This is a genomic window from Bacillota bacterium (genome assembly GCA_036504675.1).
Classification (GTDB): Bacteria; Bacillota; Sulfobacillia; order JAJYWN01; family JAJZPE01; genus DASXUT01.
The window spans coordinates 1-24,320 of record DASXUT010000084.1; the positions used below are offsets into that span (position 1 = coordinate 1).

Sequence of the window (24,320 nt, forward strand, 5' to 3'; positions counted from 1 at the left end):
GGCCTCAGTTGACCGCCTGATAGAAGGCGGTCAGCCCCTTGGCGATGGCCTGAGCCAGCGAACGCTGGAAATTCGGGTCTTTGAGCCGCTTCTCGTCGGTGGGGTTGGACAGGTAGAGCCCCTCGACCAGGACCGAGGGAGCCTTGGTCTCGCGGATGACGACGAAGGGCTCCGTCCTGACCCCGCGGTCGATCGTCCCGAGCGAGGTGACGACCGCGGCGTGAACCTTGTCGGCGAGATAGCGGTTGAGTGGGTTGGTGTCGGTGTAGTAGGTCTCGGTACCGGACAAAAGGGCGTAAGGATTAGCGTTGTTGTGGACGGAGACGAAGAGGTCGGCGCCGGCGGCGTTGGCCATGGCCGGGCGGTCATACAGACCGACGTCGACGTCGGCCGTCCGGAGGATCATCACCCTGGCCCCGGCGGCCTCCAAGGAGTCGCGGAGATAGAGGGAGATGGCCAGGTCGATGTCCTTCTCCAGGGTCCCTTTGGGTCCGCGGGCGCCGGGGTCGGGGCCGCCGTGGCCTGGGTCGACCACGACCAGTTTGCCGGCGATGCTCGCCGGGGTGAGGGTGAAGACCAACTGCTTCCCGTCGGCGCCGGGGGTCACTTGGTAATCGAGCATCGACGGACTCTCGATGGTCAGGTCCACGCTTGGCGGGCTGGCCGACGACTGGGACCAACTGATCGTCCTGACGAGACCGTCGTTCGGGGCCTGCCCGGCTCCGATGACCCCGGCCGCGGCGAACGGCAGCTCGATCACCAGGCGGTTGGGGTAGGCCAGGCGGCTCACGTTCCAGCTGACCCCCTGGCTGGCGTCGACCGTCAGGCGGGCCCCCGCGGCCGTCTTCTCGTAGCTCAGTCTATTGACGGTGGTAAGGAAATGACCCACCGCCTCGAGGTCGCGGGTCTCGATCCCCATCCCGGCCGGCTTCTTCAGGTCGGCGACCACCCGGACGACGTCGGGGTTGGACGCGAACTGAGCCACCCGGAGCTGGGAAATGGTATCGTCGCTGAACTGAAGGGCGGTCTGGGTGAGGGCCGCCGAAAGGGTCGCTCCCTGGACATCGATGATGGCCCGGTCCGGACCGGTCAGGACGGCGGTCTCGCACTTCACCGGCCCGGTGGTCCCGATGGCCACGACCTTCTCCTGCCCGCGCGTTTCCAGGCCGATCTTGGTGACCTTGTAGCCGAAGGTGACCTTGATGGCCGTCTTGGCCGCATCGGCCGCGACCTTGGTCACCGTGGCCTCGGGGAACTCGAGGATGACCCGGGTGACGTCGGGGTTCTGCGAGATCTGTCCGGCCCGCGCCCCGGTGAGGGCGGGGTCGTTGAACTCATACGTCGTCTTGGGCAGGCCAAGTTCGGCCCCGCTGATGTCGACAATCAAACGGTCGGGGTTGCTCGTCACGGCGGTGGTGAACCCGGAGGCGCCGCCCTTGACGTCGATGGTCACCGTGGCCTGGCCGGTGCCCTTATCATAGTGGAGGTCGCTGACCGTCCCGTCGCGCCGGATGATGACGCTGTTCGACTTGGCGTCCCAGTTGACCGAGGCGCCAAAGGCCTGTCCGATGAACCGCAGGGGGACGATGGTGTGGCCGCTGACCGCCGTCGCCGCCACCTCGAGGGACACGACGGCCTTATTGACGGTGGCCTTCTTCTCCCCGAGTCTGAGCGAGATGGTCGTCCCGTTGAGGGCGGCGGTGACGGTTTTGGTCTTGGCTTCGTAAGCGACGGTCGCCCCGAGGTATTCGGAGATGACCCGGAGAGGCACGAGGACTCGCCCGCTCTGCACGGATGGGGCCGTATCGCTGGGGATGACGGTGCCGTTGATGACGATCTTGATCTTCGGGGCCGCGGCGGCGATAGCGGAGGACGAAGACAGGATCACGGCGACCATCAGCGCCGACAGGGCGGCGGCGATGACCCGCCGCAAGCGATGGCGAAGTCGACTGCGATTGGAGAGGGACATCATCGGGCTCATGGGGCCTCCTTGAGTTGGCCTGGAAAAAGCTCCGTTGGCGTCATTTCTACTAAATTCGACCTTCTCCTGCCCTTTTCGAGGGTCGAAGCAGCCGGTAATTGATGGGCCGGGGCTTGATGGGCCGAGATCCGCGCGGGCATGAAGAGGGCGGGCCGGTGCTCGCCCGGTCCGCCCTGGACTGGCCTCCGACCGCGCTGTTCGCGGCGGTCAGGACACGGCGCCCGCCGGCCGGGGCACTTGGCCGGCCGAACGCTCGCGACTCCTGACATAGAAGGTCCAACCGAGGAATCCACCGGTGAGGTTCTGAAGCTTGGAGAAGCCGCTGTTCTTCAGGATGCGGGTGGCGAAGTAGCTGCGCTGCCCGCTCAGACAGTAGATAACCGTGGGCCTGGCCGGGTCGAGCTCGTTCAGGCGGCGGCGCAACTCCGGCAAGGGGATGGTAACAGCCCCTTCTATGATGCCACCCGCCCACTCCGCGGGGTCGCGGACATCCACCAACTGAAGGTCGGCGCCACCGAGCCACCCGGCCAACTCGGCCGGCGTACACCCATCGATCTCGCCCCGCTGGAGATTGGCCTGGGTCATCCCGGCCATGATCACCGGGTCGCGGGCGGCCCCGAAGGGCGGGGCGTAGGCAAGGTCGAGGTCCTCGAGGTCGGTGACGCCCATCCGGCCGGCGATGGCCGTGGCCAGGACATCGATGCGCTTGTCGACCCCGCGACCGCCGACGATTTGCGCGCCGACCAGACGACCCGCCCGTCGCTCGGCGAGGAGCTTGATGAACATCCCCTGGGAGCCCGGATAGTAACCGGCGTGGTCCCCGTGGTAGTTGTAGGCCACCCGACAGTCGATGCCGGCCGCCCGGCACTCGCCCTCGCCAAGGCCGGTCTTGGCGGCGACAACGCCGCCCACCCGGACGATGGCCGTGCCGTAGGCCCCTTTGAAGGTCATCGACCGTCCGGCGGCGTTGGCTCCGGCCACCCGCCCCTGCTTTTGGGCCGGGCCGGCCAGGGGCATCCAGGCGGGTCTTCCGGTGACCCGGTTGACCGTCTCAACGGCGTCCCCGGCGGCGTAAATCCCGGGGATGCTCGTCTCCATTCGGTCGTTCACGGCGATGGCTCCGGTCGGGCCGAGGGCGATCCCGGACCGGGCCGCCAGGTCGACATCGGGGACGGCCCCGATGGACAGGAGGAAGATGTCCCCCTCGACCCGCGTTCCATCCTCGAGCTCGGCGGCCACGGCCTTACCCCCGCGCTGGATGAACCCGCGGAGACCGCGACCGAGGGCCACCTCGACCCCGAGGGACCGCAGGGCGTCCTCGATGGGCACGGTCATCTCCGGGTCGAGCGGCGGCAGGACCTGATCGGCCTGGTCCGCCAGGGCCACCTCGACGCCCTGCCGGCGGAGGTTCTCAACGACCTCGAGGCCGATGAACCCGGCGCCGATGACCACGGCCCGCTTGGCGTGACCCGAACGCAGCCGGCGCCTGAGCTGCTCGGCCTCGGGGACGGTCCGCAAGACCTGGACGTTGCGGCTCTTGGCGCCGGCGAAGGTCGGGACCACCGGCCGCGACCCGGTGGCGATGACCAGGCTGTCGTAGCCGACTTCATCGACCTCACCGGTCTTCAGGTCTTTGGCCCGGACGAGCCGCCTGGCCGGGATGATCTCGGTGACTTCCGTGTTCACCCGGACGTCGAGGTTGAACCGGTCCCTGAGGGACCCGGGCGTGTGCAGGAGGAGCGAGCCGCGGTCGGCGATCTCACCGCCGACGAAATAGGGCAGCCCGCAGTTGGCGAAGGAAACGTGCTCCCCCTGTTCAAAGACGACGATCCGGGCCTGTTCGTCCTCGCGCCGGGCCTTGGCCGCGGCGCTGGCCCCGGCGGCCACGCCGCCGACGACGACGATGGTCCGGGCGCTCGGCGCCACTACAGACCCACCCCCAAGAGCTTAGCCGCGTTGCCGCCGAAGACCGCCCGCAGATCCTCTTCCTTCATCCCGATCCACCGGCACGCGCGGACCTGCTCCTCCAGGTAACGGGAGGAGAAACCGCGCGGGAACCAGCTGGAGTCGGTGCCGAAGATGATCCGGCCGGAGCCGATGGTCTCGTAGGTCTTCCGGAAGAGGCCTTCCAGGTCGAGCGGGTAGGGCATCCAGCGGACCCACTGATTTGAGCCGGACGTGTCGGCATAGACGCTCGGACAGCTCCAGCAGAGCTGGAGCAGCTCCCCAAAATAACCGCAGCCGAAATGGGCGATGACGATGGGCAGGGCAGGGTGGCGGTGGGCCACCGGGTAGATGCGGAGCGGGTTGATCAGCGGGTGGTCGACGATCCCGCCGCCCGTGCCCAGCCAGCCGAAGTGGATGAGGAGCGGCAGTTGCCGGTCCTCCATGTAGGTCCAGAGCGGCTCGAGCTCCGGCCGGTCGAAGGAATCGATGGTCAGGGTCGGGGCGATGATCTTATAGCCCTTGCAGCCCAGCTCCTCGACCGCCCGCTTCAACTGGTCCGGGGCGTCCGGGCCGGCCAGGTCGTGATGGGCGAAGGGAATCAGCTTGTCTCGGTAAGGTTCGACGAGCCGGACCAGGTTTTCGTTCCCGCCCCCGGTGACCAGGACGACTTTTTCGAGGCCGCTCTTCTCGACTTCCGCCGCCCAGCGCTTGGCGATCAGTTCCTCGCTGACCCCGGAGGTGTCTTCCGGCTCGGGGAACCCCCACTCGAGGCGCCACTGGCGGCGGCGCTCGAGGGAATACTCCTGATTCAGGTCGGGCTTCTTCGCATGCTCGGCCGCGGTGGAGGCCGTGGCCTCCCTCGGCCGGCGCCAGATCGGCAGGTGGACGTGGAAGTCGATGACCTTGAGTCCTTCGTACGGCATTCCCAGGTGCCTCCTTCTGCCTTTCGACACAGTTATCCATGATTCAACGGGGCGGGGAAAATTCCTTTCGGGAAACGAAATAGCCAGGATGGCTCTAACGAAGGCAGGGCAAGGCTCGGAGGACTACCGAACACCAAAAAAAGGGCCGGCCATCTTGCGATGGTCGACCCTTTTGGTGGTGGAGGCGCGGAGAGTTGCACTCCGGTCCGAAGGTGAAGCGGCAACAGTATCTACGAGCGTATCCGGCGGTTCAGTTTCGCCGCCACGGACGCCCACCGGCGAGAGTCCGCGGCGACTAGCTCTCTTAGTTCCCTGTAGGGCCCCGAGCCCGGGTCTTACAAGTAGCCTGCTCTAATGGCGCCTCTGATCAACCACGCAGGCGAGGTCAATCAGGCGTAGCAGTCTTAGGCTGCTAGTGCGTAATCGTTGGCAGTTAAACGGTTCCCGCGGTTTTACGAGGCAACGGGACCTCGGCTCGCTGCTCTTGTCCCTTCTACCCCCGTCGAAACTAATTCGCCCCCAAGCTATTAGTCGTAGAATCGGACGATTTGTTTCACTGGTCCGCCAATCGGTGCCGCGGCCGCCCTCAGCGCTCCCGCTCGCGGCTCGACAGCTCGCGCTCGGTGTCCCGGCGGGCGTCGCGGGCGGCGATCTCGGCCCGCTTGTCGTAGGTCCGCTTGCCTTTGGCCAGGGCCAGCTCGACCTTGGCCCGCCCGCGCTTGAAGTACAGGCGGAGCGGGACGAGGGTCAGCCCCTTCTCCCTAACCTTGGACAGCAACCGTTTGATCTCGCTCCGGTGCATCAGGAGCTTGCGCGTCCGGAGCGGGTCGTGGTTGAAGCGGTTGCCCATCTCATACGGGCTTATGTGCACATTATACAGCAAAAGCTGGCCGTTTTCGACGCTGGCATAGCTGTCTCGAAGGTTGGCCCGACCCAGCCGGAGCGACTTGACTTCGGTGCCGGTCAAGGCCAGGCCGGCTTCGAAGGTCTCTTCGACGAAGTAATCGTGGCGAGCTTTTCGGTTTTCGGCGATCATCTTGATGCCGTTCTCGCCCGTCTCGGCCACTTGACGATCCCTTCCGTCGGCGGCTGGTCCCTTGGCCGCGGCTTTTCTCGCTTGACCAACGACGCGACGGCCCTCGCTCAACGTGAACGAGGGTCGGCGTTTGTCTAGCGCAGAAATTAATTATAACCCGCAAACAGCGCTGATGTCAATAAAAGCTGCTATTTGAGGCTCATAGGCCCGGTAGGACGGTCCGTTTCAGCTTGGCCAGATCGGGCCGGGGATAGGCCAGCACACTGTGTTTCAATCCCAGCGAGAGGAGCATCTCGGCGTGCTTGACGGCGACCTTGGCCGGGTTGATCACCGGGGCGGCCAGTTGCCCGCGGGCGGCCTCGTCCAGCAATTGAAAGGCCATCGACATGCAGCCCATCAGGATGACCGAGGCGCCCTCGCGGATCGCCTCGCGGCCTTCGCGGATGAAGGACTCGGCCAGCCGGTCGCGGCCTACCCGCTCGTCGATCATCTCTTCCACGCTGACCTCGACCGACCGTAGCGAGGCCAGCCGTCCTTCGGCCCCATTGCGGCGGAGGATCATCCGGGTCTCGGGAAAGGCCGACTCGCCGATGGTGATCAGGCCGAAACGGTCCCCAAGGGTCGAAGCTACGGCCAACGAGGTCTCGAGCGGACCGACGACCGGGACCTCGAGCAACTCCCGCAGGGAGAACAGGCCCGGGTCGTCGGCGCAACCGATGATCACGGCATCGTACCGTCCCCGGTCCCTGACCACCCGGTTGAGCATCCCCCTGACGCTCAGGTCCCCCTCGATGGATGACTCGATCGAGGCCGGCCCCTCGTCGACGTCGTCGACGATGACCTTGTTCTGAGGGTTGGTCAGGAAGGAGTTGGCCAGCCCCTCGCGCCTGGCCTTCTCGGCGGCCGGGGCCCCGGTGCCGGGCATGAGATAGAGGATCCGAGCCATCACGGCGCCTCCCTTCAGGACCAGACTTCCTTGAGCACGCGGATGGTGTTGCCGCCGACCGCCTTTTGGATGTCCTCATCCGTGTAGCCGTGCTTGACCAGCCAGCGGACGATGTTGTGGGAGGCTTCGGTCGGGTTCTCGAGGCCCTTGATGTACTCGATCTCCTCGAACCCTTCGCCGGAGGAGGCCTTGATCGACATGGCCTTGGTGAACAGGTGGTGAAGCCCGACGTGATCGCCGTACAGGGCGTCCGGGCCGAAGGTGACGTGGTCGATGCCGACCAGGTCCTTGATGTATTCGAAGTGCTCCATGAAGGATTCGAGGTCGTGGCGCGGCCGCTTCTTCGTGATCGTCGTGTGCGGGGCGGCCTCGATGCCGATCACCCCGCCCTTGTCGGCGCAGGCCCTGAGGACGTCGTCGGGCTTCAGGCGGCGCATGTCCCAGAGGGCCCGGGCCCCGGTGTGGGTCGTGAAGACCGGCTTGGAGCTGAACTTGATCGTGTCCAACGAGGTCAGGTCGCCGGCGTGGGAGACGTCGATGGCCATGCCGATCTTGTTCATCCGCTGGACGGCCTCCCGGCCGAAGGCGGTCAGGCCGCCGTCGCGGGTCTCCTTGAGCCCGGAGCCCAGGTAGTTGGATTCGCTGTAGGTGACACCCATCATCCGCACCCCGAGGCCGTAGAGGATCTCCAGCCGGTCCAGCTCGTTCTCGATGGGGGTGCAGCTTTCCAGGGAGATGAACCAGGCCATCCGGCCCTCGCGGTGGGCCCGGTGGATGTCCTCGACGCGCTCACCCCGGAAGAGGAAGTCCTGATGGGCGATGTCGCTGGCCCGCATGCCCAGGTCGTGGATGACGTCGTCCCACTTCCAGCCGGCCTTGGAGTGGATCACGCAGGTGCCGTCCATCATGTTATCGAACACGGCGTCGAGGCAGGACTGGGAGAGGGCCTCGAAGGCGGTCGACTCCCGGCCTTCCTGTTCGTAGGCGATCAACTCGTTGAGGTCGTCCGGAGTCACGCTGATGTGTTCATGGAGGGAAACGATCACCGAATCGCGGACCAAGCGGTGGTAACGCTCCTCTTCGGCCGGGGTCAGGGGGACCAGGTACGGCTCGACCCTGGCGACTTCCCTGGCCAGCTTGAAGAACTTGTAGTCGACGTCGGGCTCGAGGTACTGATAGGAACGATAACCGCGGTACGCGGTCTTGATTCCCATGGCAGAAGGCCTCCTACTGCTTATTGTCCTGACCTGGTGCGGCTTCCTCGGGGAGGCCGCCTTGTTTCTTACTGCTTCCGAGTCCTCGGGTCGAGGACGTCGCGGAGGCCGTCGCCCATCAGGTTGAAACCGAGGACGCTGAGGATGATGGCCACGCCCGGGAAGGTCGAGTACCACCACTGATCGAGGATGTACTTGCGACCGACGGAGATCATGCTGCCCCACTCGGGTGAGGGCGGCTGGGCCCCCAGTCCGACGAAGCTCAGGCCGGCCGTGGTCAGGATGGCATAGCCGGTATCCAGGGTGGCCTGGACGATGATCGGCCCGAGGGCGTTGACCAGGATGTGTCGGACGACGATCCGCAGGTCGCCGAGACCCCCAGCCCGGGCGGCCTCGACGAACTCGCGGTTTCTCAGGCTGAGGACCTCCGAGCGGACGAGCCTGGCATACCAAGGCCACCAGACGATGGCGATGGCCACCATCGCGTTGACCAGGCCGGGGCCCAGAGCCGCGGCGATGGCCATGGCCAGGATCAGGGCCGGGAAGGCCAGGAAGATATCGGCCACCCGCATGATCAGCTCGTCGACCCACCCGCCGGAGTAGCCGGCGACGAGCCCGATGATGGTCCCGATGACGCAGGCGATGCCCATGACCATCAGGGCCACCGGCAGGCTGACCCTCGCCCCGTGGATGACCCTGGTGAGGACGTCCCGGCCCATCTCGTCGGTCCCAAAGGGATGGGTCAGGCTGGGGGCCTGCAGCGAGTGGGGAAGGTCGGGGACGGTCGGGCTGTAGTGGGTGAACAGCGGACCGACCAGGGCCAGGACGACCATGGCCAGGATCAACACTGTCCCCACGAGGAGGGCGGGGTCACGCCGGAGCGCCCTCTTCACTTGCTTCAGTCGGTCCATACCGGCTCCTTTGCCCACCGCTCGCCGCTCCCCGCTCATTGGACGTTGATCCGCGGATCGAAGAGCGGATAGGACAGGTCGGCGATGAGGTTGATGACCAGGTAGACCAGGGCCACCACGATCGTCGACCCGAGGATGCCGGAAAAGTCCAGGCTGGTGATGGCCCTGATGGTGTACGTGCCGAGACCCGGGTAGCCGAAGATGCTCTCGACGTAGAAGACTCCGGAAAGGAGATAGCCAACCTGGAGCCCGACGACGGTGATGATCGGGACCATCGCGTTCCTGAGGGCGTGCTTGTAGATGACCACCCGCGCGGCCAGGCCCTTGGCTCGGGCCGTCCGGACGTAGTCCTCCCGGAGGACCTCGAGCATCGTCGCCCGGGTCATCCGGGTGACCACCGAGACGCTCCCAAAGGCCAGGGTGACGGCGGGCAGGATGAGGTGCTGGAGGGCCGAGGCCGCGGCCGCCCAATTGCCGGCGAGGACCGAGTCGAAGACGATGAAGCCGGTCAGGCGCGGCGGTAGGGTGATGAAGGCGTCGATCCGGCCGCCGGCGGGCAGCCAGCCGAGGCCACGGAAGAAGACGACCTGCAGGATCAGACCGAGCCAGAAGGCCGGCATGGTCACCCCGAGCAGGGCCACCAGGCGCGAGGAGAGGTCGACCGCGCCATTCCGCCGGACCGCCGAGAGCACCCCCAGGGGGATGCCCATGATCACCGTCAGCAGCGCGGCCCACAGGGCCAACTCGATGGTGGCCGGCAGGTACTCGGCGATGTCCCGGGCGACCGGACGGTAAGAGGTGATCGACCGCCCCAGGTCCCCGTGGACCAACCTGGTGACATAGCGGACGAACTGAACCGGGAGGGGCTGGTCCAGTCCATACTCGTGTCTCAGTTTGGCGACCTGCTCCGGCCCGGCGTGCGGGCCGGCGGCCAGACGGGCGGGGTCACCGGGGACGATGTTCCCGATGATGAAGGTCGCCGCGATGACCCCGATCATGACGAAGATGGCCAGCCCGAGGCGCCGGGTCGTGTACTTCAGCATGGCGATCGATCCCGTCTGGGCCGGCGGGCCCGGGCGCAAGCCCGGCCCGCCGACCGGTGTACTTTCGGCAACTGAATCGCTCCGGGCCGCTTACTTGGTCCGGGAGATGTGGTAGTAATCGTAGGTGTTGGTGTAGACCGGGTTGAACGCATATCCCTGGACATTGTCCCGCAGACCGACGGCCTCGGGCAGGTCGACCAGATAGAGGGCGTCGTTGTCCTTGACCATCTTCTGCTGGATCTGCTTATAGAGGGGGATTCGCTGGTCGCGCTCGAGGAGCTTCTGGGACTCGTCCAGGAGGCGGTCGATCTCGGGGTCCTTGAGCAGCTGGCCGTTGAAACCGGCCTGGCCCTGAGAGGCGGAATGGAAGATCGGGACGAGGAAGTTCAGCGGGTCGGCGAAGTCCGGGTACCAGTAGAAGGTGTAGAAGTCGGGCTTGGTCGAGGGATCGGTGCCGGACATCATGGCCGTCAGGGCGTTGCCGGTGACTTCCTTGATCTCGAGCTGGATGCCGTTTTGGGCCAGGCCGGCCTGAAGGACCTCCATGGCCGCCCGCATGTCCTCGAAGCCGCTGAGGTACTGTCCCTGGAGCTTCGTGCCGGGCTTCACGCCGGCCTGCTTGAACAGCTCGCCGGCCTTCTTCGAGTCATACTGCGGCAGGGCCAGGGAGTCGTCGTGCCCCCACAGGCTGACCGGGATCGGCCCGGCAGCCCGGGTGGCGTGGCCCTTGAGGGAGTTCTTGACATAGGCGTCATAGTCGAAGGACATCGCCAGGGCCTGCCGGGCGACGGGGTTCGTCCAGGGGGCCTTGAAGACGACGAACAGATAGAGGTTGCGGAGGCTCGGGGATTCGTCGACGCGGACGCCCTTGACCGTCTTCAGGGCCTCCAGGTCGGTCGGGTTCATCCGGTTGGCGATGTCGATCTCGCCCGACTCGAGGAGCAGGCGGCGGGTGGCCGGTTCGCGGATGGTCCGGATGATGACCTGGTCGACGTGGTTGCCGGACCAGCCGCCCCAGTAGTCATTGAACTTCTTCAGGACGACCTCGCTCTCGGGAGTGGCCCGGACGAGGGTGTACGGGCCGGTCCCGCACTCGTTGCTCTGGAGCCACTCCTGGGCCTGATCGCCGTTCTTCTCATGGTCCTTGACGGCCTTCGAGCTGACCATCAGCGGGCCCCACTGGCTGCCCAGGGCTTCGAGGAAGGGGGCATAGGGCTCCTTGAGGATGATCTGGGCGGTGTACTCGTCGACCACCTTGACTTCCTTGATCGAGGCGAACATCCAGGCCGGTCCCTTGTTGACGGAGAGGAGCCGGTCGAAGGAGAACTTGACCGCCTCGGCGTTGAACGGGGTGCCGTCGTGGAACTTGACCCCCTTGCGGAGGTGGAAGGTCCAGGTCAGCTTGTCCGTAGAAGACTCCCAGGTCTCGGCCAGCTTGGCTTCGAACTGGTCGGTGGTGGTCCCCTTGTAGGCGACTAGGCCTTCATAGACGGCCCGGGTGGTCTGGGCCGAGGGGCCATCGTAGGTGACGTGCGGGTCGAAACTGGTATAACCGCCGGGATCGGCGATGACCAGGGTCCGGTCACGGGAGATTTCGCCGTTCTGGCTTTGGTTGCCGCGGCAACCCGTGGCGATGAACGACAGGGCCACCAACACGGTGATGACGAGGAAAAGGGGACGTCTTGACTGAGCTCTCACTTGGCGTGCTCCTCCTTGCATCGAATGCTTGGGACCGACGTGGGTCCAGTTGATCTATCGGGGGCCGGGGGGGCCGGGGGGCCGTGGACTCAACCCTCCTTGGCTTGACGGATCAGACGCACCGCCTCCTCCAGACCGACCACGTCGGTGGTCGTCATCTGAAGGTCTTCCAGACCTTGTTCCTGGGCTCGGTCAGAATAGGTGTTGACGGCCTCCCGTGGGACGACTGTCCGCCATCCCTTCTGGAAGGCGTCGAGGCAGGTGGCCCGGACGCAGAAGTTGGTCGCCACCCCGACGACGATGAGGGTGTCGACCCTCAGGGCCTCGAGGAGGGTCCCGAAATCACCACCGTAGAAGGCGCTGTAGCGGTTCTTGCGGACGACGTATTCCCCGGCCTCCGGCTTGACCTCGTCGAGGAACTCGACCCATTCGGAGCCCTCGACGAGCTCCACGCCCGGGCTCTTGACCCCAAGGATGGCGTCCTGGCGGCGGAGCATCTCGGAGAGCCCGCCGTCGTCGAGACGTCCGTCCGGGGTACGCCGGTGGACGATGCGGACGTGGACGACCGGGATGGCCGCCGCGCGGGCCTCCGCCAGGACTCGTCGAACGCTCGGCAAGATCGACCGGGTGCGGGCCTCGAAGTCATGGTCGCCCGTCGCCCCGGCGTCGACCAGCCCCTTGATCAAATCGATAACGACGACTGCATAACGGTTCATCCTCTGTCCCCGGTCCTCCTTACCGACAGCGGCGGGATTAACAGCAACGCCGGGCGACACCGCCCGGCTCGGTCAGTCAGCGGACCGATGAGTGGCTTCTCCTCGCTGCAGTCGGATAACGATTCACGTCATCTGGGCAACGTGATTTTTCTTTAGATTCGTGGTCGGGGGCCGAACTCCTACCAGGTGGGCAAATTTCTGTTGTGTATATCTATACAGCGAAAAACCTCTCTCCCCGACGGAAAGAGGTCTTTCGCGGAAAAAGGTCTTTCAACGAAGCGGGCCGCCCGGGTCAAGTCCAAAATCCAGCCTCCTGGCCATCGGGTCGGCCGCCATCACATAGACATCGACCGGGTCGCCAAGGCGGTAGCGACGGCCGGTGGACTGGCCGATCAGCGCGTACATCGCCTGTTCGAGGACATAGTAGTCGTCGGCCAGCTCGCGGACGTGGACGAAGCCCTCGACCGAGTTGGGCAGTTCGACATAAAAGCCGCTAGGGGTGACTCCGGAGATGATCCCCGTATAGGCCTCTCCGAGGCGGGCGGCCATGTACTCGATCTTCTTGACCTCGAACGAGGCCCGGTCGGCCTCATCGGCCAGGCGCTCGCGCTCCGACGAGTGTTCGGAGATCTCCGGAAGAACGTCGCGCCAGATGGCTTCGCGGACGGGCGGCAGGGGACCGCCGGACCGCCTGCTCTCGCGGAGCAGCCGGTGGACGATGAGGTCTGGATAGCGCCGGATGGGTGAGGTGAAGTGGGTGTAGTACCGGAAGGCCAGGGCGAAGTGACCCAGATTGTCCGCGCTGTAGCGGGCCTGCTTCATCGAGCGGAGGATGACCCGGCTGATCAGCCGCTCCTCGGGTCGACCGGCGATCCGGACCAGGATGTCCTGCAACTCGCCGGGACCCAGCCCCTCCAGGTCGCGGAGGGCGAACCCGAACGGGCGGAGGAACTCGTTCAAGGCCTCGAGCTTCGCCGGATCCGGCCGCTCGTGGACCCGGTAGACGAACGGGATCTTCAGGCCGGCGCAGTGGGTGGCGACGACCTCGTTGGCGGCCAGCATGAACTCCTCGACCATCTGGTCGGCGATGGTCCGCTGGTAGCGGTAAAGCTCGACCGGTCGCCCCTCCTCGTCGAGGACCACCTTGTCCTCGGGCAGTTCGAAGTCGAGGCTGCCCCGGTCCATCCGGGAGGCCCGCAGGAGCCGGGCCAGCCGGGCCATACCTTCGAACATCGGAAGCAACGGGGCATGACGTTCCTTCAAGCGGGGGTCGGCGCCGCCCAGCAGGCCGGCCACGGCGGTGTAGGTCATCCGCTCGGCGGTCCGGATAACCGAGTCGGCCAGGCGATACCCGAGTCTGCGGCCGGTCGGGTCGTAGTCGATGAAGACGCTCTGGGTCAGCCGGTCGACCTTGGGGTTGAGGCTGCAGATCCCGTTGGACAGCGCCGGGGGCAGCATCGGCAGGACCCGGTCGACCAGATAGATGCTGGTCGCCCGCCGGCGGGCCTCGCGGTCGAGGGGGCTGTCCGGCTTGACGTAGTGGCCGACGTCGGCGATGTGAACCCCCAGGTGGTAGCCCTGATCGTCCACCTCCAGGGAAACGGCGTCATCGAGGTCCTTGGCGTCCTCTCCGTCGATGGTCACGGTGGTCAGGCGGCGAAGGTCCGACCGCCCCTCGATCTCGACGGGGAGGACCTCCTGGGAGACGCGGGCGGCCTCCCGTTCCACGACTTCGGGAAAATGCTCAGGGAGGTCATAGGTCTTGATGATCACGGCGATGTCGACCCCGGGCCGGCCGGCCCGGCCCAGGGCCTCGGTCACTCGGACCTCGGGCCGCCGCAAACCGTCCGGATAGCTTATGATCTCCGCCGCCACCAGTTCCCCGGGCTTGGCCTCCCCCTGCTTTCCGCGAGGGACGACGAACTCGGGGAGTCTGGGGTCGAGGGGTTCGACGGTCGAGAAGTAACGCCCCCGGGCGAAGGTCCCGACGACCCGGCGATGGTGGCGCTCGACCACCCTGAGGACCTCGGCCTCGGGGCGCTCGTTCCGGAAACGCACCTCGCCGTAAGGATGGCTCTCGCCGCGGTCGTGAGGCCGCCCGCGTTTGGGCCTGGCCAGCACGAGGTCACCGTCCATCGCTCCCCCGAGGTCCGGCGGGGGGACGAAGAACTCCTCTCCATCCTCGGCGGTGAGCATGGCAAAGCCCCGGGCACTGGCCCGGAGCTTGGCGGTGAACTGTCCCGGACGGATGACGAGGTCGGCGGGTTTAACCTCCGGCTTCTTGGCCCCGGTCCTCTTGGCCCCGGTCCTTTTCGACCCCGGCCGGCCGGCTTTGCGTCGCGCCACGGGCGCCCCTAGAGCCCCAGCTCCCCGGAGATGCCCTTCATCGCCTCGAGCCCGAGGCCGACGAACTCGTCCAACAACAGGTCGAGCTCGCTGCAATGTTTGATGGTCTCCCGGTTGGCCCCGCGGGCGAAGCCCTTCTCGCCGAAGCGATTCATGATGAAGGCCGCGTCGACGATGGCCAGCTTCTTCTCGGGCCGGATGAGGGCGGCGGCGACGATCAGACCGGTCAACGGGTCGCAGGCGAAGAGGGCCTTGGCCATCTTCGTCGTCCTGGGGATCCCATGCCGTTCGTTGTGGGTCCGGACGGCCTCGACGATCTCCGGCTCGACGCCCATCCCGGCCAGCATGTCCGCACCCTCCATGCTGTGGCGGTCCGGGTCGTCCTTGGTCGACTCATAGTCGATGTCGTGGAGCAGGCCGGCCAGGCCCCAGCGGTCCGGATCCTCCCCAAAATGCTCGGCCAGGCGGCGCATGACCGCCTCGACGGCCAGGATATGCTTGCGCAGGTTCTGGTTCTGGACCTTCCCCAGCATCAACTGATAGGCTTCATCTCTGGTCATAGAACTCTCCGATAGCCTCCTTGGGAAGCGGTAGATAGGTGCCCCTGGCGGTCGCGAAGACCTCTCCGGAGGGTCCGACGGCGTCGGCCTCCAGGTCGAAGAGCCGCCGCGCATCGCGGGTCAGCCGGGCCCGGTAGAGCGTGGGACGGTCGGCCGGCATCGCCTGCCTGTACCTGACCTCCAGCTTGGCCGTCATCACCGGGGTCCCCGCCTGGAAGAGGAACTGGGCCATGACCTCGTCCATGATGGTGGCGATGATCCCGCCGTGGGTCACCCCGGGGTACCCCTGGTAGGCTTCCCCGGGAGTGAAGCTGGTCGTCATGTAGTCGCCCTGGCGGGCGAACTTCAGTTTCAGCCCGCCGGGGTTGTCCATCCCGCAGGCGAAGCAACCGGAATAGGCGCCCTTGGCGGGCATGATCGGGCCTCCTCGCGGGGCCGCAACGCGGCTGACTTGAGCGCTGACCGACCGATACCAAAACGCCCCAACCGGCAAGGGTTGAGGCGCAGACGAACCCCGGCGAAGGGGCTCGCCGTTCATGGCCCGAAAACTAGTATTTGGTGATGAGGGTGAACAGAAGGGCCGTGATGAGGAAGCCGATGGCAAACACGGTCGTAATCCGGCCGAGGGTCTCGTCAAGACCCTTCTTCTTGCCGAAAAGCGTGGTCGCCCCGCCGGCGATGGCCCCGGAAAGCCCGGCGCTACGGCCGGATTGCAGCAGGACTCCGGCGATCAGGCCGACGGTGAAGACGATGTGAAGGACCAAGAGGACGTAGTAGATGATGACGCTGCCCGACAAAAGGCTGACACCTCCTCACAGACAAGCAATATTTTATCACACGCCGGGACCAAATGACAATCAAAAACCCTCTTTTGACCGCCGGACGATTGGGAAAGTCAGGCTGAGGCCCGTTTGAAAGCTCCGAGACCGGCAAAAACGGCGGCCGCGCCCAGCTCTTCTTCGATCCGCAAGAGCTCGTTGTACTTGGCCACGCGGTCGGTGCGCGACGGCGCCCCGGTCTTGATCTGCCCGGTCCCGCAGGCGACGACCAGGTGGGCGATGGTCGTGTCCTCGGTCTCCCCTGACCGATGCGAGACGACCGCCGTGTAGTTGGACTTCTTGGCCAGGTCGATGGCCTGGAGAGTCTCAGTGAGAGTGCCGATCTGGTTGACCTTGATCAGGATCGAGTTGGCCACGCCGGCCTCGATCCCCTTTTGGAGGCGGGCGGTGTTAGTCACAAAAAGGTCGTCCCCGACCAGCTGGACGCGGGTTCCGAGGGCGTCGGTGAGGCTCTTCCAGCCATCCCAGTCATCCTCCGCCAACCCGTCCTCGATGGAGACGATGGGGTATTCAGCGACCCAGTGTGAGTAAAAGTCGACCATCTCGTCGGGGGTGTGGGTGACCCCCTCGCCCCGGAGGACATACCGGCCGTCCTGGAAAAGCTCGGTGGCGGCCGGGTCGAGGGCGATGAAGACATCGCCGCCGGGCTTGTAGCCGGCCTTGACGATGGCCTCGACGATGCTCTCCAGGGCCTGCTGGTTGGATTTCAGGTCGGGGGCGAAGCCACCCTCGTCGCCGACCGCCGTGTTCAGACCCTTCTTCTTGAGCACCGACTTGAGGGCGTGAAAGACCTCGGCCCCGGCCCGGAGGGCCTCGGCGAAGGTCGGCAGCCCGGCCGGGACAACCATGAATTCCTGGATGTCGACGTTATTGTCGGCGTGCTTCCCACCGTTGAGGATGTTCATCATCGGGACCGGCAGGACCCGGGCGGTGATGCCGCCGAGGTAGGCGTAGAGAGGCAGCTTGAGCTCGGCCGCGGCGGCCTTGGCGACGGCCAGGGAGACCCCGAGAATGGCGTTGGCCCCCAGTCGTCCCTTGTTGGGCGTCCCGTCGAGTTCGTTGAGCTTCTTGTCGAGGGCCTTCTGGTCGAGGGCATCAATCCCGATGACCTTCGGGGCGATGACCTCGTCGACGTTTTGGACCGCCTTGCGGACGCCCTTGCCGCCGAAGCGGGCGGGGTCCCCATCGCGCAACTCGACGGCCTCGTAGGCCCCGGTCGAGGCGCCGGATGGGACGGCGGCCCGCCCCCGGGGTCCGCCGGCCAGGGTAACGTCCACCTCGACGGTGGGATTGCCGCGCGAATCGAGGATCTCGCGGGCCTTGACCGCGGTGATCCGGGTGCCGTTGATGGCCATTGGTATCGCCACTCCTCGCTGTTACCTCAGTATCGGCAGGATCGGCTCAGTCCTCGCTGGCTAAGACCGCCGCCGGCCGGTGGGCAAGGCTGCGGCCGGTCATCTCGGGCGGTATTGGCAGACCCATCAGATCGAGGACGGTCGGGGAGACGTCGGCCAGGACGCCATGGTCGATCGACCCGCGCGGTCCCCGAAATTCCTCTTTGATCAGGATGATCGGGACGGGGTTGCAGGTGTGGGCCGTGTGCGGCCCGTGGGTCTCGGGGTCGATCTTCTCCTCGGCGTTGCCGTGGTCCCCGATGATCAGGCAGAAGTCGCCCGTGTGGAGGGCGGCGGTGACGATCCGACCGACGCACTCGTCGACGACTTCAACCGCCTTGATCGTCGCCGCGAGGTCCCCGGTGTGGCCGACCATATCGCCGTTGGCGTAGTTCAGGAGGATGAAGTCGAACTTGCCGGCCTCGATGGCCTTGACGGCGGCGTCGGTGACCGGGCGGGCGCTCATCTCCGGGGTCAGGTCGTAGGTGGCCACCTTGGGTGAGGGGATGAGGAGCCGCTCCTCGCCGGGGAAGACCCGCTCCTCGCCGCCGTTGAAGAAGAAGGTGACGTGAGCATACTTCTCGGTCTCGGCGATTCGGAGCTGGGTCTGGCCGAGCCGACTGAGGTACTCACCCATGGTGTTGTGGAGAACCTCGGGCGGAAAGGCCGCGGGCACCGGGAGGGAGGCCTCGTACTCGGCCAGTCCGACCATCACCAACGGGCGCGGCCAGACCTCGCGGGGGAAGCCGGCAAAATCACCGTCCATCAAGGCGTGGCTGATCTGGCGGGCCCGGTCGGCCCGGAAGTTGAAGAAGACGATGGAGTCCCCGGACTTGACCCCAGGATAAGAGCCAACCACCGTCGGGAGGACGAACTCGTCCGTCTCCTCGCGGGCATAGGCCTTCTCGACGGCCTCGGCCGCCGTCGCCGCCCGCTCTCCGCGGCCCAGGACGATGGCCTCGTAGGCCAGGCGAGTCCGTTCCCACCGCTTGTCCCGATCCATCCCGTAGTAGCGACCCATCACCGTGGCCACTTGGCCGAAGCCGAGCTCATCCTGCTTGCGCTGGAGCTCGTCGACGTAGGTGAGGGCCGAGATCGGCGGCACGTCGCGGCCGTCGAGGAAGGCGTGGATGTAGAGTTTCCGGACGCCGGCCCGGCGGGCCATCTCCAGAAGGGCGAAGAGGTGCCGGAGGTGGCTGTGGACCCCGCCGTCGGAGAGGAGGCCGACAAGGTGCAGGGCCGGCCGGTCGGCTTCGGGAGCGCGGGCGCCGGCTCGGTGGATGACCTCGCGGAGGACCGGGTTATCGAAGAACGAGCCGTCCCCAATGGCTTTGTCGATCCGGACGAGCATCTGGTAGACGACGCGGCCGGCGCCGAGGTTCAGGTGGCCGACGTCGGAGTTGCCCATCTGACCCTCGGTCAGGCCGACCGCTTCGCCGGATGCACCGAGCAGGTTGTGCGGGTATTCGGCCCGCAGCCGGTCGAGGTTGGGGGTGTGGGCCAGGGCGATGGCGTTGCCCGCGTTGGGCGCGCACTGGCCCCACCCATCGAGGACGATGAGGACGGCCATCAGCCCTTGGCGGCCGCTCCGCCCCGGACGATCCCGGCGAAGGAGTCGGCCTTCAGGCTGGCCCCGCCGACGAGGGCCCCATCGATGTCCGGCTCGGCCATGAACTCGGCGATATTCTCCGGCTTGACGCTGCCGCCGTACTGGATCCGGACCTGGTCGGCCACGGACGGTCCGGCGGCCTCGGCGATGAGCCGGCGGATGAGCGAGCACCCTTCACGGGCGTCGGCGGCGGTGGCGGCGATGCCCGTCCCGATCGCCCAAACTGGCTCGTAGGCCACGACGACCTGCCGGACTTCGTCCGGGCCGAGGCCGGCCAGGGCCCCCTTCAGCTGCCTGGTGACGACCTCGGCGGTCTTCCCCGCCTGGCGCTCCTCGAGCCGCTCCCCGACGCAGATGATCGGGGTCAGGCCGAAGGCCAGGGCGCCGCGAGCCCGCTTGTTTACACCCTCATCGGTCTCGCCGAAGTGCTGCCGGCGTTCCGAATGGCCGACGATGACATAGGCACAACCGATGGCCTTGAGCATGGCCGGGGATACTTCACCGGTGAAGGGCCCCTCTTTCTCCCAATGGGCGTTCTGGGCGCCCAGTTTCAGCGGCGTGCCGGCAACGGCCCCGGCGACCGATTCAAGGGCGGTGAAGGGCGGGCACAGGACCACCTCGACCCGCTGCCCGGCCAGGTCACCGACGGCCAGGGCGACCTCCTCGCCCAGGGTTCGACCGTCGGACCCGGTCTTGTACATCTTCCAGTTGCCGGCAATGATGGGTTTCCGCACGCAATTTCCCCCTAACAGCTGTCGGCTAGGCCATATTATACCACAGCCCGGCTTGACGAGCCCCCCGCCGGTCGGGATAATAAACCCTGGCGGGGGGTTGGCCCCCGGCGGGACATCAGACCCCTGGAGGTGGCGATTCTTGGAACTCTGGTTTACCGAACAGCAGACCCCTGATCTCCGTCTGGACCTCCGGATCGACCGGACCCTCGTCAACGAGAAGACCCAGTATCAAGACCTGGCCCTGGTCGAAACCCGGCAGTACGGTCGGATGCTGGTCCTCGACGGTTGCGTGATGACCACCGAGAAGGACGAGTTCGTCTACCATGAGATGATCGCCCACGTGCCGCTGGCCACCCACCCCGCGCCCCGCAAGGTCCTGGTCGTCGGCGGGGGCGACGGCGGGGTCATCCGCGAGGCCCTCCGGCACCCCACGGTGGAGCGGGCCGTCCTCGCCGAAATCGACGGCCAGGTGATCAAGCGCAGCCAGGAGTTCCTTCCGTCGATCGCCGGCGCCCTCACCGACCCCCGGGTAACCCTGGCCGTGGGCGACGGGATCAAGCACGTCAAGGAGCACCGCGGGGAATACGACGTCATCGTCTGCGACTCGACCGACCCCATCGGACCGGCCGTCGGTCTCTTCTCGCGGGAGTTCTACGCCGATGTCAGGGAGGCCCTGACCCCGGACGGCATCTTCGTCGCCCAGTCCGAGTCCCCCTTCCTCCACGGCGAACTGATCGCCCGGGTGGTCAAGGACCTGGCCGCGGTTTTCCCGGTGGCCCGCCTGTATTGGGCGGTCATCCCGACCTACCCCGGGGCGATGTGGACCTTCGCCATCGGGTCAAAGAAGCATGACCCGGCCGCCGACTTCCGGCGGGTCGAGCTGCCGACCAAGTATTACTCGTCGGACATCCACCGGGCGTCCTTCGTCCTGCCACCGTTCGTCGCCGAGCGCCTCAAGTAGACCGGAGAGCTGGGAATCGTCTCCTGGACGCGACCCGAACATTGCCATCTTACCTGCACCGAGACCGGGCTGGAAATTCCGCCCGGTCTTTCCTTTCGGAAGGATTTGGCTCGCTTGGTGTCTAATACTAAGCCGGTTGAGCGAATCGGGGAAGGTGGTGGTATCGGGCCTCTGGGGTCGGGTCGCTCCGGAAGGAGAGCCCGGCATCATTGTTGTATGGGCCTATTTTACAGAAGAGGAGGACCATAATGAAGCGGGCATCCAACCGTGTTCTGGTGGCCATCCTGGTGTCGGCTCTGGTCTTTGGTCTGAGCCTCGGCGCGCTTCCCAACCCCTCCTTCGCCGCCGCCGAACAGGTCAAGATCACCATCCTCGGGACCAGCGACCTTCACGGCTCCATCTACCCATTCGACTACAACACCAACTCGACCAGCGCCGTCGGCCTGGCCAAGCTGGCCACATTGATCGCCAAGGACCGCGCGGCCAACCCGAACACACTGCTGGTCGATTCGGGCGACCTGATCCAGGGGACGGCCCTGTCCTACTACCACAACATGATCGACAACGCCCCGGCCGATCCAATGGCCCTGGTGATGAACTCTCTGGCCTATGACTCGTTCACTGTCGGCAATCATGAGTTCAATTTCGGCCTCGACATCCTGAGCAAGGTCAAGGGCGAGGCCAAGTTCCCCTTCCTGTCGGCCAACATCCTAAAGGCCGACGGAACCCCGTACTTCACCCCCTACGTCGTCAAGACGGTCGGCGGGGTCAAGGTCGGCCTCCTCGGCCTGACCACCGAGGGCGTCCCGAGCTGGGAGAAGCCTGAGAATTACGCCGGGCTGACCTTCTCCAGTGCGGTCGACGCGGCCAAGAAGTACGTCCCCATCCTCCGCGACACCGAGAAGGTCGACCTGGTCGTGGTCGTCGACCACAGCGGCCTCGAGGTCGACACGAAGAGCTTCGCCCCGATCACCCAGGCCGTCCCCGGTGAGAACCACGTTTACGCCGTGGCTCAGGTGCCCGGCATCGACGTCATGGTCACCGGGCACGCCCACGCCGACATCGGTAATCTCGTCCTGCCCAACGGCGTGCTGGTGGTCGCCCCGAAGAATAACGGAACCAGGCTGTCCAAGATCGACGTGACCATGGAGGCCACCGGCGACACGGCCAAGCCGTGGAAGGTCGCCGCCAAGACCAGCACCAACGAACTCGTTGATAGCAGTACCGTCGCCGAACAGGCCGTCCTCGACCTGGCCAAGACCTACCACGACAAGGCCAACACCTGGATGGACACCCCCATCGGCACCGCCCTCGGCGACTTCTCCAAGACTGATGCCCGGATCAAGGACACGGCCATCGTCGACCTGATCAACGCGGTCCAGATGAAGTACGCCGGGACGGACCTGTCCCTGGCGGCCTTCTTCAACACCAACGCGGCGATGACCAAGGGTCCGATCACGATGCGCCAGATGTACGCCCTATACTGGTACGACAACACCCTCTACGCCAACGAAGTGACCGGAGCCCAGCTGAAAGAGGCGATGGAGTGGTCGGCCCAGTACTACAACACCTACAACTTCGGGACCGACTTCTCCCCGCTGATCAACCCGAGCGTCCGCGACTACAACTACGACATGTACTCCGGCATCAACTACAAGATCGACATCACCAAGCCGGTCGGCAGCCGGATCTATGACCTGACCTATCACGGCCAGCCGGTGGATCCGAACGGCAAGTACAAGATCGCCCTGAACAACTACCGGGCGACCGGCGGCCCCGGGGTCTCCAAGGGGACCATCCTCTACAAGTCGGTCGACGAGGTCCGCAACCTCATCGCCAACTACGTCAAGGACAAGGGCTCCATCGCCCCGGTGGTCGACAACAACTGGCTCCTCACCCCCGACTGGGTCACCCACTGGGCGAAGAGCTACATCGACCGGGTGGTCCGTTACAACGTGATGGACCGCTACGCCGATAACACCTTCCAGCCCGACAAGAACATCACCGTCCTCGAGTTCTACAAGTCCCTGAACAAGGCCTACGGGACCAACGTCCCGGCCTCGGCCGGCAACGCCGCCCTGACCCGTGACAAGGCCGTCGAAGCCCTGACCACAGCGGCCATTGGCCTGAGTTCCTCGGGCGGATCGATCGACCTCTCCGGTTACGGCGACGCCGCCCAGCTTTCGACCTCGGCCAAGGTGGCCTACAGCATCGCCATCGAGAAGGGCTGGGTCACCGGCAAGCCGGACCACACCCTCCAGCCAAAGGGCCTGGTCACCCGCGCTGAAGCGGCCGCCATGCTGGCCCGGGCGCGCTACCCCGAGATCACCCTCCTGACCACCAACGACTTCCACGGTCGGATCAACAAGGACGACCAGAAGACCTCCAGCGGCGCTTACTACGGAGGCTCCTCGGTCGTCGCCAGCTACATCACCCGGGAACGGGCTCAGAACCCCACCGGCACGCTGGTCATGGACGCCGGTGACGCCTTCCAGGGGACGGCCGTCTCCACCCTGCTCAAGGGCAAGCCGGTCGCCGACCTGATGAACGACGAAGGCTATGACGTCATGGAGCTCGGCAACCACGAGTTCGACTGGGGCGTCCAGGCCATCCAGGACCGCGTGGCGCAGGCCAAGTTCCCGATCCTCGCGGCCAACGTCTTCAAGAAGGGGACGACCGAGCGCCCCGACTGGGCCAAGCCCTACGTCTTCTTCGAGAAGGAAGGCCTGAAGATCGGGGTCATCGGGGTGATCACCTCGGAGACGCCGACCATCGTCGTCGCCGACAATGTCAAGGACCTCGACTTCAAGGACCCGACGATGATCGTCAACATCCTCGCCCCGCAGCTTAGGTACATGGGCGCCGACGTCGTGGTCGTCCTCAGCCACGTCGGCGGGACGCAAGACTCGAAGACCGGCGTGGTCAGCGGCGAACTGGCGACGATGGCCAAGTCCATCGGTGGCGTCGATGCCATCGTCGGTGGGCACAGCCACAGCACCGTGGCCGCCAAGATCAACGGGGTGCCCGTGGTCGAGGCTTACTACCAAGGCCGGGCCCTCGGCGAGATCGTCCTGACCGTCGACGGCGTCAGCCACCAGGTCCTCAACTCAAAGGTCCAGACGATCACCACCTACCAGAGCGACGTAACCGCCGACTCGGCCATCCAGGCCAAGGTCGACCAGTACAACAAGGATCTGGGTCCGGTCTTCGGCGAGGTCATCGGGAAGACCGAGATCAACCTCGACAACACCCGGACTCAGCCGTCGGCCCTTGGCGACCTGATCACCGACGTGATGAAGAACGTGGCAGGGGCGGACATCGCCCTGACCAACCCGGGCGGCATCCGTACCGCCATCCCGGCCGGCGACATCATCGTCGGGAAGATGTGGGAAGTCGACCCGTTCTCGAACACCCTCTGCACGGCCACCTACACCGGGGCCGAGATCAAGGCGGTCATCGAGC

19 protein-coding genes and 1 other RNA gene are annotated in these 24,320 nt (G+C 65.9%); 2 read left to right on the forward strand and 18 right to left on the reverse strand.

Annotation, left to right across the window (positions count from 1 at the left end):
* Nucleotides 1-4: 4 nt before the first annotated feature.
* The 18 genes from VGL40_06565 to tpiA all read right to left on the reverse strand — a co-directional run bounded on the left by VGL40_06565 (nucleotide 5) and on the right by tpiA (nucleotide 19,897).
* Nucleotides 5-1,981, reverse strand: coding sequence for an N-acetylmuramoyl-L-alanine amidase (locus tag VGL40_06565; GenBank protein ID HEY3314927.1), 1,977 nt, complete (start codon nucleotides 1,979-1,981; stop codon nucleotides 5-7).
* Between the two features lie 207 nt (nucleotides 1,982-2,188).
* Entirely contained in the window at nucleotides 2,189-3,907 is a 1,719-nt protein-coding gene (locus tag VGL40_06570; protein HEY3314928.1) for an FAD-dependent oxidoreductase, read from the reverse strand.
* Nucleotides 3,907-4,851, reverse strand: a complete 945-nt coding sequence (locus VGL40_06575; GenBank protein ID HEY3314929.1) for an amidohydrolase family protein — start codon at nucleotides 4,849-4,851, stop codon at nucleotides 3,907-3,909. Before VGL40_06575 ends, VGL40_06570 begins: the two co-directional genes overlap by 1 nt.
* 176 nt (nucleotides 4,852-5,027) lie before the next feature.
* Nucleotides 5,028-5,372: a transfer-messenger RNA gene (gene ssrA / locus VGL40_06580) on the reverse strand.
* 65 nt (nucleotides 5,373-5,437) lie between these two features.
* Nucleotides 5,438-5,917 (reverse strand): SsrA-binding protein SmpB, encoded by a 480-nt coding sequence (gene smpB / locus VGL40_06585; protein HEY3314930.1) that lies wholly within the window; start codon nucleotides 5,915-5,917, stop codon nucleotides 5,438-5,440.
* Nucleotides 5,918-6,086: 169 nt separating this feature from the next.
* Nucleotides 6,087-6,833: an aspartate/glutamate racemase family protein gene (locus tag VGL40_06590; GenBank protein HEY3314931.1), complete on the reverse strand. Its 747-nt coding sequence runs from the start codon at nucleotides 6,831-6,833 to the stop codon at nucleotides 6,087-6,089.
* A gap of 14 nt (nucleotides 6,834-6,847) precedes the next feature.
* Nucleotides 6,848-8,047: a membrane dipeptidase gene (locus VGL40_06595; GenBank protein ID HEY3314932.1), complete on the reverse strand. Its 1,200-nt coding sequence runs from the start codon at nucleotides 8,045-8,047 to the stop codon at nucleotides 6,848-6,850.
* Between the two features lie 68 nt (nucleotides 8,048-8,115).
* Nucleotides 8,116-8,976 (reverse strand): nickel transporter permease, encoded by an 861-nt coding sequence (nikC, locus tag VGL40_06600; protein HEY3314933.1) that lies wholly within the window; start codon nucleotides 8,974-8,976, stop codon nucleotides 8,116-8,118.
* A 17-nt stretch (nucleotides 8,977-8,993) separates the two neighbouring features.
* The gene (locus tag VGL40_06605; protein ID HEY3314934.1) at nucleotides 8,994-10,040 is read right to left on the reverse strand and encodes an ABC transporter permease; all 1,047 of its coding nucleotides are present in this window, start codon (nucleotides 10,038-10,040) and stop codon (nucleotides 8,994-8,996) included.
* 51 nt (nucleotides 10,041-10,091) lie between these two features.
* Nucleotides 10,092-11,699 (reverse strand): ABC transporter substrate-binding protein, encoded by a 1,608-nt coding sequence (locus VGL40_06610; protein ID HEY3314935.1) that lies wholly within the window; start codon nucleotides 11,697-11,699, stop codon nucleotides 10,092-10,094.
* A gap of 89 nt (nucleotides 11,700-11,788) precedes the next feature.
* A complete protein-coding gene (locus VGL40_06615; GenBank protein HEY3314936.1) occupies nucleotides 11,789-12,415 on the reverse strand; it encodes an isochorismatase family cysteine hydrolase in 627 nt (208 codons plus the stop codon).
* Nucleotides 12,416-12,685: 270 nt separating this feature from the next.
* A complete protein-coding gene (gene rnr / locus VGL40_06620) occupies nucleotides 12,686-14,761 on the reverse strand; it encodes a ribonuclease R (protein ID HEY3314937.1) in 2,076 nt (691 codons plus the stop codon).
* A gap of 8 nt (nucleotides 14,762-14,769) precedes the next feature.
* Nucleotides 14,770-15,321: an HD domain-containing protein gene (locus VGL40_06625; GenBank protein ID HEY3314938.1), complete on the reverse strand. Its 552-nt coding sequence runs from the start codon at nucleotides 15,319-15,321 to the stop codon at nucleotides 14,770-14,772.
* The gene (locus VGL40_06630; GenBank protein HEY3314939.1) at nucleotides 15,308-15,736 is read right to left on the reverse strand and encodes a PaaI family thioesterase; all 429 of its coding nucleotides are present in this window, start codon (nucleotides 15,734-15,736) and stop codon (nucleotides 15,308-15,310) included. The genes VGL40_06625 and VGL40_06630 overlap by 14 nt, the downstream gene beginning before the upstream one ends.
* A gap of 133 nt (nucleotides 15,737-15,869) precedes the next feature.
* Nucleotides 15,870-16,118 carry a preprotein translocase subunit SecG gene (secG, locus tag VGL40_06635; protein ID HEY3314940.1) on the reverse strand — a complete coding sequence of 83 codons (249 nt, stop codon included), beginning with the start codon at nucleotides 16,116-16,118 and terminating at the stop codon, nucleotides 15,870-15,872.
* A 98-nt stretch (nucleotides 16,119-16,216) separates the two neighbouring features.
* Nucleotides 16,217-17,515: a phosphopyruvate hydratase gene (gene eno, locus VGL40_06640; protein HEY3314941.1), complete on the reverse strand. Its 1,299-nt coding sequence runs from the start codon at nucleotides 17,513-17,515 to the stop codon at nucleotides 16,217-16,219.
* Nucleotides 17,516-17,561: 46 nt separating this feature from the next.
* The gene (gene gpmI / locus VGL40_06645; GenBank protein HEY3314942.1) at nucleotides 17,562-19,124 is read right to left on the reverse strand and encodes a 2,3-bisphosphoglycerate-independent phosphoglycerate mutase; all 1,563 of its coding nucleotides are present in this window, start codon (nucleotides 19,122-19,124) and stop codon (nucleotides 17,562-17,564) included.
* A complete protein-coding gene (gene tpiA / locus VGL40_06650; protein HEY3314943.1) occupies nucleotides 19,124-19,897 on the reverse strand; it encodes a triose-phosphate isomerase in 774 nt (257 codons plus the stop codon). Before tpiA ends, gpmI begins: the two co-directional genes overlap by 1 nt.
* Before the next feature lie 139 nt (nucleotides 19,898-20,036).
* On the opposite strand from tpiA, the gene speE reads away from it, so the two are divergent.
* Nucleotides 20,037-20,858, forward strand: a complete 822-nt coding sequence (gene speE, locus VGL40_06655; protein HEY3314944.1) for a polyamine aminopropyltransferase — start codon at nucleotides 20,037-20,039, stop codon at nucleotides 20,856-20,858.
* Nucleotides 20,859-21,106: 248 nt separating this feature from the next.
* The coding region (locus VGL40_06660) for a 5'-nucleotidase C-terminal domain-containing protein (GenBank protein ID HEY3314945.1) at nucleotides 21,107-24,320 on the forward strand (3,214 nt) is incomplete at its 3' end.